This window comes from Pseudomonas sp. P1.8, assembly GCF_001269805.1.
Lineage (GTDB): Bacteria > Pseudomonadota > Gammaproteobacteria > Pseudomonadales > Pseudomonadaceae > Aquipseudomonas.
Window position 1 is genome coordinate 296,431 of the sequence record NZ_LHVM01000022.1, and the last position, 10,864, is coordinate 307,294.

Here is a 10,864-nt window from a genome sequence, read left to right on the forward strand (position 1 = left end):
GGCGGAGCAGAGAGCGGGCAATCCTGCCCCGCTCTCGATTCGCGTCACGTGTTATTCGGTTTCCAGATCGATATCGATGCCGAGGGAACGAATTTCCTTGATCAACACGTTGAAGGACTCGGGCATGCCCGGCTCCATACGGTGATCGCCATCCACGATGTTTTTGTACATCTTGGTACGGCCGTTCACATCGTCCGACTTCACTGTGAGCATTTCTTGCAGAGTGTAAGCGGCACCGTATGCTTCCAGTGCCCAGACCTCCATCTCCCCGAAACGCTGACCACCGAACTGCGCCTTACCACCCAGCGGTTGCTGGGTAACCAGGCTGTACGAACCGGTAGAACGAGCGTGCATCTTGTCGTCTACCAAGTGGTTCAGCTTCAGCATGTACATGTAGCCAACGGTAACCGGGCGCTCGAACTTGTTGCCGGTACGGCCGTCGGTCAGCTGCATCTGGCCGCTTTCTGGCAGGTCCGCCAGTTTCAGCATGGCCTTGATTTCGCTTTCCTTGGCGCCGTCGAACACTGGAGTGGCCATTGGAACGCCGCCACGCAGGTTTTGAGCCAGATCCAGGATTTCCTGGTCCGAGAAGTCATCGAGGCTTTCCTGACGACCGCCGATCTCGTTATAGATCTCGTGCAGGAATTTACGCAGCTCGGCAACTTTACGCTGCTCTTCAATCATGCGGTTGATCTTCTCACCCAGACCTTTGGCCGCGAGGCCCAGGTGGGTTTCAAGGATCTGACCAACGTTCATACGCGAAGGTACGCCCAACGGGTTGAGGACGACGTCGACCGGGGTGCCATTGGCATCGTGCGGCATGTCTTCAACCGGCATGATCACGGAGACCACACCCTTGTTACCGTGACGACCGGCCATCTTGTCGCCCGGCTGGATGCGACGACGGATTGCCAGGTAAACCTTGACGATTTTCAGCACGCCTGGAGCCAGGTCATCGCCTTGCTGCAGTTTGCGCTTCTTGTCTTCGAACTTGTCGTCCAGCAGACGGCGACGATCAACGATGTAGGCCTGAGCCTTCTCGAGCTGCTCGTTCAGAGCATCTTCAGCCATGCGCAGTTTGAACCACTGGCCGTGCTCAAGACCGTCAAGAACTTCGTCGGTGATGTCCTGGCCTTTCTTCAGACCGGCGCCGCCTTCGGCTTTGTGGCCGACCAGAGCGGAACGCAGACGTTCGAAAGTAGCGCCTTCAACGATACGGAACTCTTCGTTCAGGTCCTTGCGGATCTCGTCCAGCTGGGACTTCTCGATCGACAGTGCACGAGCATCACGCTCAACGCCGTCGCGGGTGAAGACCTGTACGTCGATGACAGTACCTTTGGTACCGGTAGGTACGCGCAGGGAAGTGTCTTTAACGTCGCTGGCTTTTTCACCGAAGATCGCACGCAACAGCTTCTCTTCTGGAGTCAGCTGGGTCTCGCCTTTCGGAGTGACCTTACCGACCAGAATGTCGCCTGCGCCAACTTCAGCACCTACGTAAACGATACCGGCTTCGTCCAGCTTGTTCAGTGCCGCTTCACCCACGTTCGGGATGTCGGCAGTGATTTCCTCTGGGCCAAGCTTGGTGTCACGGGCCACACAGGTCAGTTCCTGGATGTGGATCGTGGTGAAACGGTCTTCCTGAACAACACGCTCGGACAGGCAGATGGAGTCTTCGAAGTTGAAGCCGTTCCATGCCATGAACGCGATGCGCATGTTCTGACCCAGTGCCAGTTCACCCATGTCGGTGGACGGGCCGTCGGCCATGATGTCGCTACGCTGAACCCGATCACCTTTACGCACCAGCGGACGCTGGTTGATGCAGGTGTTCTGGTTGGAGCGGGTGTACTTGGTCAGGTTGTAGATGTCGACACCGGCTTCACCGGTTTCAACTTCGTCATCGGCAACACGAACCACGATACGACTGGCGTCGACGGAGTCGATCACGCCGCCACGACGAGCCACGACGCAAACGCCGGAGTCACGGGCTACGTTACGCTCCATGCCGGTACCTACCAGCGGCTTGTCGGCGCGCAGGGTTGGTACAGCTTGACGCTGCATGTTCGAACCCATCAACGCACGGTTGGCGTCGTCGTGCTCGAGGAACGGAATCAGCGACGCAGCAACCGAAACTACCTGCTTCGGCGATACGTCCATCAAGGTGACGTCTTCCGGCGCCTTGACGGTGAATTCGTTCAAGTGACGAACAGCTACCAGCTCGTCGATCAGGACTTTCTTGTCGTTCATCGTGGCCGAAGCCTGAGCGATCACGTGATCGGCTTCTTCGATGGCGGACAGGAATACGATCTCGTCGGTGACCAGAGCGTCTTTCACCACACGGTACGGGCTTTCCAGGAAGCCATACTGGTTGGTGCGCGCATAGGCAGCCAGGGAGTTGATCAGACCGATGTTCGGACCTTCCGGCGTTTCGATCGGGCAAACACGACCGTAGTGCGTCGGGTGAACGTCTCGAACTTCAAAGCCGGCACGCTCACGAGTCAAACCGCCAGGGCCGAGTGCTGAAACACGACGCTTGTGGGTGATCTCGGACAGCGGGTTGTTCTGGTCCATGAACTGGGACAGCTGGCTGGAGCCGAAGAACTCCTTCACCGCCGCAGCCACTGGCTTGGCGTTGATCAGGTCTTGCGGCATCAGGCCTTCGCTTTCAGCCATCGACAGACGCTCTTTGACCGCACGTTCAACACGTACCAGGCCAACGCGGAACTGGTTCTCGGCCATTTCGCCTACGCAGCGAACACGACGGTTACCCAGGTGGTCGATGTCATCGACGATGCCTTTACCGTTACGGATGTCGACCAGAGTCTTCAGTACCGCGACGATGTCTTCCTTGCACAGCACGCCCGAACCTTCGATCTCGGTACGACCGATACGACGGTTGAACTTCATCCGGCCGACCGCTGACAGATCATAGCGCTCAGGGCTGAAGAACAGGTTGTTGAACAGGGTCTCGGCAGCGTCTTTGGTTGGCGGCTCGCCTGGACGCATCATGCGATAGATCTCGACCAGCGCTTCCAATTGGTTGCTGGTGGAGTCGATCTTCAGGGTGTCGGAGACGAACGGACCGCAGTCGATATCGTTGGTGTACAGAGTTTCGATGCGAACAACCTGAGCCTTGGCGATTTTGGCCAGGATCTCGGTGTTCAGCTCGGTGTTGCACTCTGCCAGGATTTCGCCGGTTGCCGGATGCACGATGACCTTGGCGGTTGTGCGACCCAGGACGTAGTCCAGAGGCACATCCAGCTCTTTGATCCCGGCTTTTTCCAGCTGGTTGATGTGGCGAGCGGTAATACGACGACCTTGCTCGACAATAACCTTGCCTTTGTCATCCTGAATATCAAGGACAGCGATTTCACCACGCAGGCGCTGAGGCACCAGCTCCAGGCTCAGGGTCTCGCCCTTCACGTGGAATACGTTGGTGGTATAAAACGCGTCCAGCACTTCTTCAGTGGTGTAACCGAGCGCGCGCAGCAGTACCGAAGCAGGCAGCTTGCGACGACGGTCGATACGCACGAATACGCAGTCTTTCGGGTCGAACTCGAAGTCCAGCCACGAACCGCGGTAAGGAATAATGCGCGCGGAATACAGCAGTTTACCGGAGCTGTGCGTCTTGCCACGGTCGTGGTCGAAGAACACGCCCGGGGAACGGTGCAGCTGGGAAACAATTACACGCTCGGTACCGTTGATTACGAAGGTACCGTTTTCAGTCATCAGGGGGATTTCACCCATGTAGACTTCTTGCTCTTTGATGTCCTTGATCGCTTTGTTCGACGATTCTTTGTCGAAAATGATCAGGCGCACTTTTACCCGCAAAGGTACGGCGTAAGTAACACCGCGCAATACGCATTCTTTGACATCAAATGCCGGTTCGCCCAGACGATATCCGACGTACTCCAGCGCAGCATTGCCGGAGTAGCTGATGATCGGGAAAACGGATTTGAAGGCCGCATGCAGGCCCACGTCGCGGAACTGATCTTTAGTCGCTCCCGCTTGCAAGAATTCACGATACGAATCCAGCTGGATGGCCAGGAGGTACGGCACATCCATGACGTCCGGCAACTTGCTAAAGTCCTTGCGGATACGTTTTTTCTCAGTATATGAGTAAGCCATCAGCGTTCCCCAGCTTGGTCACCTGCTTGTTTGGCCCCTCCCGACGGGAGCAGCCAGAAAATCGTGCAAACCCCATGGTTTGCGCCACCGCATCGGGTGGTTACAGCACGTTATCGGTGCCGACCCAGTCGGCTGCCAATAACGGAAAAAGGCCGGTGGCAAGAGCCACCAGCCATCAGCCTGTCGCTTAACGCTCGGGCTGGAGGAGCAAAGTCGATGCTTACTTCAGCTCGACTTTAGCGCCTGCTTCTTCCAGAGTTGCTTTGGCTTTGTCAGCTGCTTCTTTGGCAACAGCTTCCAGAACCATGGCAGGAGCGCCGTCAACTACAGCCTTGGCTTCTTTCAGGCCCAGACCGGTCAGTTCACGTACTGCCTTGATCACGTTAACTTTCTTCTCGCCAGCTTCGGTCAGCATGACGTTGAATTCAGTTTGCTCTTCAACAACGGCGGCAGCAGCAGCTGGACCAGCCGATGCAGCAGCAGCGGTAACGCCGAATTTTTCTTCGAAAGCTTTGATCAGCTCAACAACTTCCATTACGGACATGTTGCCAACTGCTTCAAGGATATCGTTCTGAGAGATAGACATGAATCTAATTCCTGATATTGGGGACGGCCTACGCGACCATCGAAAAAAACAAAAAACGCGAGAAGTTGACGAGCCTTAGGCTGCAGCAGCTTCTTTCTGGTCGCGAATTGCCGCCAGAGTACGAGCCAACTTGCTGGTAGCGCCTTGAATCACGCTCATCAGCTGAGAAATTGCTTCGTCACGGGTCGGCAGAGTTGCCAGTACGTCGATTTGGTTAGCTGCGAGGAACTTGCCCTCGAACGCAGCTGCCTTGATCTCGAACTTGTCCTGACCCTTTGCGAACTCTTTGAAAATCCGGGCAGCAGCGCCTGGATGTTCTTTGGAGAATGCAATCAGGGTAGGGCCAGTGAACACGTCGTTGAGGACACTGAATTCAGTGTCAGCAACAGCGCGCTTGAGCAGGGTGTTACGTACAACACGTACGTAAACGCCAGCTTCACGAGCCTCTTTACGGAGTCCGGTCATCGCGCCTACTGTTACGCCACGGGCATCAGCCACGACAGCGGACAGAGCGACTTTGGCAGCCTCGTTGACTTCAGCGACGATGGCCTTCTTGTCTTCGAGTTTAATTGCCACGGGTTTAACTCCTGCTTGTTACCGTTTCATCTGGTCGAAACCCGATGTCGTTTTGGTGTCTGATTCGGTAAGGAACCGGGAGCACCATCTGCGTAGGCTTGAGGTTTAAGACTTGCGTCGCCTACGGTCTTGGATAGCCCCCGCCAGGCAGGGACCCCAATTTTTCAATTGGCGCAATCGCTTGCGCCAATCTGTGTCTTACGCGTCGAGCGAGCTTTGGTCGATGACCAGACCTGGGCCCATAGTGGTGCTCAGGGTAACGCGCTTGACGTAAATGCCTTTCGAGGAAGCTGGCTTGATACGCTTCAGATCAGCGATCAGGGCTTCAACGTTTTCCTTCAGCTTGACGGCGTCGAAGCCGATCTTGCCAACGGAAGTGTGGATGATGCCGTTTTTGTCGGTGCGATAACGAACCTGACCAGCCTTGGCGTTTTTAACCGCGGTAGCGACGTCTGGCGTTACGGTGCCGACTTTAGGGTTAGGCATCAGGCCACGTGGACCGAGGATCTGACCCAACTGACCTACAACGCGCATGGCATCCGGGGATGCGATCACTACGTCATAGTTCAGGTCGCCGCCTTTCATTTCGGCAGCCAGGTCGTCCATGCCCACACGGTCAGCGCCGGCAGCCAGAGCGGCTTCAGCAGCAGGACCTTGAGTGAACACAGCAACGCGAACGGTCTTGCCAGTGCCGTGCGGCAGCACAGTAGCGCTACGAACGACCTGGTCGGATTTACGCGGGTCAACACCCAGGTTTACAGCAACGTCGAACGACTCGCTGAACTTGACAGTCGACAGCTCAGCCAGCAGGGCAGCAGCGTCTACAAAGTTGTAGGCCTTGCCTGCTTCGATTTTGCCGGCGATAGCCTTTTGACGCTTGGTCAGCTTAGCCATTACACACCCTCCACGTTAAGGCCCATGCTACGAGCAGAACCGGCGATAGTACGCACGGCTGCTTCCATATCAGCTGCAGTCAGATCCGCGTTTTTGGTTTTCGCGATTTCTTCCAGCTGAGCACGAGTTACAGTGCCAACCTTAACGGTGTTCGGACGAGCGGAACCGCTGGTCAGACCGGCCGCCTTCTTCAGCAGAACCGAAGCAGGGGTGGATTTGGTTTCGAAAGTGAAGCTACGGTCGCTGTAGACAGTGATGATCACTGGAGTCGGCAGACCTGGCTCAAGACCCTGAGTACGGGCGTTGAAAGCCTTGCAGAATTCCATGATGTTCACGCCGTGCTGACCCAAAGCAGGACCAACTGGTGGGCTTGGGTTAGCCTGAGCGGCTTTCACTTGCAGCTTGATGTAAGCGGTAATCTTCTTGGCCATGAGGCACTCCAATTACGGGTTCAAGCGCCTCGAAAGGCTCCCCGGTTACTTGCGCGTTTATCCCAGTGACGACAAAACCCCACAGCCTACGGCTGCGGGGTTGGGATTTTTGTTCAACTAGACCTTTTCGACCTGGCTGAACTCGAGCTCCACCGGAGTAGAGCGACCGAAAATGAGCACCGCGACCTGGATCCGGCTCTTTTCGTAGTTAACTTCTTCAACAACACCGGTAAAGTCTGCGAACGGACCGTCATTGACACGCACCGACTCGCCCGGCTCGAACAACGTCTTCGGCTTCGGCTTGTCGCTGCCATCGGCAACGCGGCGCAGAATCGCTTCTGCCTCTTTATCGGTGATTGGTGCAGGCTTATCGGCAGTACCGCCAATGAAACCCATCACCCGAGGAGTATCCTTGACCAAGTGCCAAGTACCCTCATTCATATCCATCTGCACCAGCACATAGCCAGGGAAGAATTTACGCTCGCTTTTGCGCTTCTGGCCATTGCGCATTTCAACCACTTCTTCAGTGGGAACCAGAATCTCGCCGAAGCCATCTTCCATACCGGCCAGCTTTACGCGCTCGATGAGCGAGCGCATAACATGCTTCTCGTAACCGGAGTAAGCATGCACAACATACCAACGCTTAGCCACGGGACACCCTTAGCCGACAATCAAGGAAACAAGCCAGCCGAGCAGGGAATCAAGCCCCCACAACAGCAACGCCATAACCAGAACAACAGCCACAACGATCAACGTGGTCTGCGTGGTTTCTTGGCGAGTTGGCCAAACGACTTTACGAATTTCGGTGCGCGCTTCCTTAACCAGTACAAAGAAAGACTTGCCCTTGACCGTCTGCAGGCCTACAAAGGCAGCTACAGCAGCAATAGCAAGCAATGCGAGTACGCGGTACAGGATCGGCGAAGCAGAAAAGTACTGATTGCCAACAACGCCAACAACCACCAGAGCGACTACTACAAGCCACTTGAGGAGGTCGAAACGAGAGCCTTGAGCTTCAGCTTTAGGAGTCATCTATGAAGATCCTGTGAAAAGAAAGCCAGACACACCGAGTGAATCTGGCAGGTCAGGAGGGAATCGAACCCCCAACCTACGGTTTTGGAGACCGTCGCTCTGCCAATTGAGCTACTGACCTAAAACAAAATCAGGCCGACCATTATGCCGACCCGAAAAAGACTTTACAACACTTACTAGGCAACCCTGGCTGCAACACCGGCATTCACGACACCGGCAACCTTCAAAAACACAATCAGGCGCAACCACTACCACCTAAAACAAAGGCAGATATTTTCATATCTGCCTTGTTATATGGAGCTCTTGAGCGGATTTGAACCGCTGACCTCACCCTTACCAAGGGTGTGCTCTACCAACTGAGCTACAAGAGCGTAAAACTGTGCAAAACCTGTAAACTTGGAGCGGGTAGCGGGAATCGAACCCGCATCATCAGCTTGGAAGGCTGAGGTTCTACCACTAAACTATACCCGCGAGGCTTACAGCTCTCGCTAAAATGGTGGAGGGGGAAGGATTCGAACCTTCGAAGTCGTAGACGTCAGATTTACAGTCTGATCCCTTTGGCCGCTCGGGAACCCCTCCTAAGCGAGCCGGCATTCTACATCATGCCAGCCTTCTGTCAAGCATTTTTCTCATTAAAAACCTGAGCTTAGCTGCGTTGACCTCGCTTCACACCGCTTACCGTTTCCGGTGTTCGCTGTGGAGCGGGCGCCATTCTATGCAAACTATTCAGTGGGCGCAACCCCCTCGCATAGCATTATTTTATGTTTTAACTCGTTGAATTCTTTAGAAAGGTTTATCAGCTGCAGATCATCCAGCCATCGCCTGCTTTCAGGCGCGATACGCACCCAGTAACCAGAGGCCTCTCCCCCACTCCTTGGCAACGATTGAAACTTTACGTCCATGCCAGTCAAGCGCCGCTCTACCGCTTGTGCGGCGTCCTGACGAACATATCCCCCCAAATAAAGGCAGTTATTGTCCGCAGGCGCCTTGGCTTTGTCTCGGGGGGCTTCAGATGCTTCGCTCAACAAGCGGATATCTTGCTGAGCGCTGCGATACAAATTCAAGGGTGTTACGTCTTTCGCACGCAGAGGCGCTTCCTGCTGATGCCAGATGTAATAAAAGCCATTGAGGACCAGTAGCAGCAGAAACAACCAACGCATAAAAACCTCAGGACAAAGGGCAAGCCATAGCCAAACCGACAAAGACCAGGTCCGGAACGACTCTGGCCTGAGGCACAACCTCGGCGACCAGACTCGCATCCCCACCAGTGAGGAAGACGGTGAAATCTTCACCCCAGTAGCTGCGTGCCAATTCGAGCTGAGTCAGAACAAAGCCACGCAACATCAGGGAGCAGCCCCTCTCGACAGCTTCGACAGTGGTTCGACCAGGAACAAGCACCTCCAGTGCCCGCTCAGCCGCCAGATCTCCATATCGAATTTTACGGGTATGGGTACGCAGCTGGTTGCGCATCAATGGCATGCCGGGGCAGATGAAACCACCTAGATGCTCTCCGTCCGCAGCAACGAAGTCAGCAGTGACCGCTGTTCCGAAATCAAGCACAAGGCAGGCGCCGCCCGCCAAATGGAAGCCACCAAGCATAGCCAGCCAACGATCAAGCCCTAGACGCTCGAACTCTTCATATCCATTTCGAACGCCAGACATCTCACGCGCCGGCCCAGCACAGACTACGGAGACGCTGAAGGCGCCTGAAAGCAACGACATCAAAGCGGTGGTTTCCTCTGCAGTCCTGACACTTACCAGCCGGCAAAAGGTAAGAGCAAGCCCTCCAATCGCCTCAAGACTCTCCAGTAACGCAAGGTCCGAATCAACGACCCCCTCACCAACTACCTGCCGGACATGCGTTGCGAGCACACGCCATTTGATGAAGCTGTTTCCACAGTCGAGCTCAAGAATCATCACGCAACCTCAGGCTCAGCTCACCACCACTGAAAACTTTCTCCACGCCACCAACCCTCAAACGCAACGCACCCTGACTGTCGATACCTATCACCTGGCCTTCTATTTTGTTGACGCCAGCAATCAACGACACATTTCGCCCTTGCCACAGGTGATTTTGCTCCCACTCAGACTGGATAGCCAAAAAGCCATCCGCCTGATGACGAGCCAGGTATCGTTGAAGCGTCACACTCAACGATGCGACCAAATGATTGCGATCAAAGACCCTGCCTGATTCGAGCCGCATGGATGTCCACTCCTGATCAACCTCATCAGTCGATTGCATGTTCACATTAATCCCAACACCAAGGACCACGTGACAAACATCAGCAGGATCCCCGACCAACTCCAACAGTATCCCGGCTATTTTTTTCTGCCCTACCAGGACATCGTTAGGCCATTTCAACCCGACTCCTGGAATACCCAGTTCACGCAAGGTCTGCATTACGGCAAGCCCAACAACCAGGCTTAAGCCTTCTAGCTGACGCATACCACCATCAATACGCAAAACGAGACTGTAATAGGCATTTTCTGCAAATGGGCTCACCCATTTGCGGCCGCGTCGCCCGCGACCGGCCGTTTGCCGCTCAGCAAGCACTAGAAAGGGTGCCGCCTGGCCCCGCTCGATGAGACGCAGCGCCTCTGCATTTGTAGAGTCGATCGAGTCATAAACGAGGGCTGGCCAGGCACAGGAAGATGCTCGCAGGATCTCCGCAGGGTCCAGCAGTACCAATGAAGTCGATAGCTGATAACCACGACCTCTGACCTTGTGAATAGAAAGACCTAGTTCAGCTTCTAGATGCTGGAGCTGTTTCCACACGGCACTACGACTGATACCCAAGGCCGCCCCCAAGGCTTCGCCGGAGTGAAATCGACCATCTTTAAGAAGCTTTAACAACGTCAGCATGCAAGTCTCGCCTCACAATGAGGCCCGCATAATAGCCACGCTCCGAGCCATTGCATAGAAATCCCGGAGACGAAACTTTCCCGCGGACAAAACAAAACCCCAACTGCTTTCGCAATTGGGGTTTCGGAATTTAATCTTGACGATGACCTACTCTCACATGGGGAAACCCCACACTACCATCGGCGATGCATCGTTTCACTGCTGAGTTCGGGATGGGATCAGGTGGTTCCAATGCTCTATGGTCGTCAAGAAATTCGGGTACCGAATCGTGGCCAGTCGGCCGCGCTTCAGCAAATTGGGGATGTGATAGAAATCGGTGTTTTGTGAGATACGAACTTTCGGTTCATTGCGTCTTCACAC

The 10,864-nt window shown here is 54.9% G+C and carries 10 protein-coding genes, 4 tRNA genes and 1 rRNA gene; all 15 read right to left on the reverse strand.

Annotated elements, in window-relative coordinates; translation table 11 throughout:
• Positions 1-51 precede the first annotated feature (51 nt).
• Entirely contained in the window at positions 52-4,125 is a 4,074-nt protein-coding gene (gene rpoB / locus AD668_RS24185) for a DNA-directed RNA polymerase subunit beta (RefSeq protein ID WP_053162836.1), read from the reverse strand.
• Between the two features lie 220 nt (positions 4,126-4,345).
• Positions 4,346-4,711 carry a 50S ribosomal protein L7/L12 gene (gene rplL, locus AD668_RS24190; RefSeq protein ID WP_053162838.1) on the reverse strand — a complete coding sequence of 122 codons (366 nt, stop codon included), beginning with the start codon at positions 4,709-4,711 and terminating at the stop codon, positions 4,346-4,348.
• A gap of 75 nt (positions 4,712-4,786) precedes the next feature.
• Positions 4,787-5,287, reverse strand: a complete 501-nt coding sequence (gene rplJ, locus AD668_RS24195) for a 50S ribosomal protein L10 (protein ID WP_007970413.1) — start codon at positions 5,285-5,287, stop codon at positions 4,787-4,789.
• A gap of 198 nt (positions 5,288-5,485) precedes the next feature.
• On the reverse strand, positions 5,486-6,181 hold the full coding sequence (rplA, locus tag AD668_RS24200) for a 50S ribosomal protein L1 (RefSeq protein WP_003186095.1): 696 nt from the start codon (positions 6,179-6,181) through the stop codon (positions 5,486-5,488).
• A complete protein-coding gene (rplK, locus tag AD668_RS24205; RefSeq protein ID WP_007933726.1) occupies positions 6,181-6,612 on the reverse strand; it encodes a 50S ribosomal protein L11 in 432 nt (143 codons plus the stop codon). Before rplK ends, rplA begins: the two co-directional genes overlap by 1 nt.
• Positions 6,613-6,729: 117 nt before the next feature.
• Positions 6,730-7,263, reverse strand: coding sequence for a transcription termination/antitermination protein NusG (gene nusG, locus AD668_RS24210; RefSeq protein ID WP_007984405.1), 534 nt, complete (start codon positions 7,261-7,263; stop codon positions 6,730-6,732).
• A 9-nt stretch (positions 7,264-7,272) separates the two neighbouring features.
• Complete coding sequence (gene secE / locus AD668_RS24215) at positions 7,273-7,641, reverse strand: preprotein translocase subunit SecE (RefSeq protein ID WP_007984402.1); 369 nt, start codon at positions 7,639-7,641, stop codon at positions 7,273-7,275.
• 45 nt (positions 7,642-7,686) lie between these two features.
• A tRNA-Trp gene (locus AD668_RS24220) sits at positions 7,687-7,762 on the reverse strand.
• Between the two features lie 174 nt (positions 7,763-7,936).
• Positions 7,937-8,012, reverse strand: a tRNA-Thr gene (locus AD668_RS24225).
• Positions 8,013-8,038: 26 nt separating this feature from the next.
• Positions 8,039-8,112, reverse strand: a tRNA-Gly gene (locus tag AD668_RS24230).
• Between the two features lie 23 nt (positions 8,113-8,135).
• Positions 8,136-8,220, reverse strand: a tRNA-Tyr gene (locus tag AD668_RS24235).
• 143 nt (positions 8,221-8,363) lie between these two features.
• Positions 8,364-8,801 carry a hypothetical protein gene (locus AD668_RS24240; protein WP_053162840.1) on the reverse strand — a complete coding sequence of 146 codons (438 nt, stop codon included), beginning with the start codon at positions 8,799-8,801 and terminating at the stop codon, positions 8,364-8,366.
• 7 nt (positions 8,802-8,808) lie between these two features.
• Positions 8,809-9,558, reverse strand: a complete 750-nt coding sequence (locus tag AD668_RS24245; protein WP_053162842.1) for a pantothenate kinase — start codon at positions 9,556-9,558, stop codon at positions 8,809-8,811.
• A complete protein-coding gene (gene birA / locus AD668_RS24250) occupies positions 9,548-10,504 on the reverse strand; it encodes a bifunctional biotin--[acetyl-CoA-carboxylase] ligase/biotin operon repressor BirA (protein ID WP_053162844.1) in 957 nt (318 codons plus the stop codon). The genes AD668_RS24245 and birA overlap by 11 nt, the downstream gene beginning before the upstream one ends.
• 134 nt (positions 10,505-10,638) lie before the next feature.
• Positions 10,639-10,754 (reverse strand): 5S ribosomal RNA (gene rrf / locus AD668_RS24255).
• Positions 10,755-10,864: the final 110 nt, after the last annotated feature.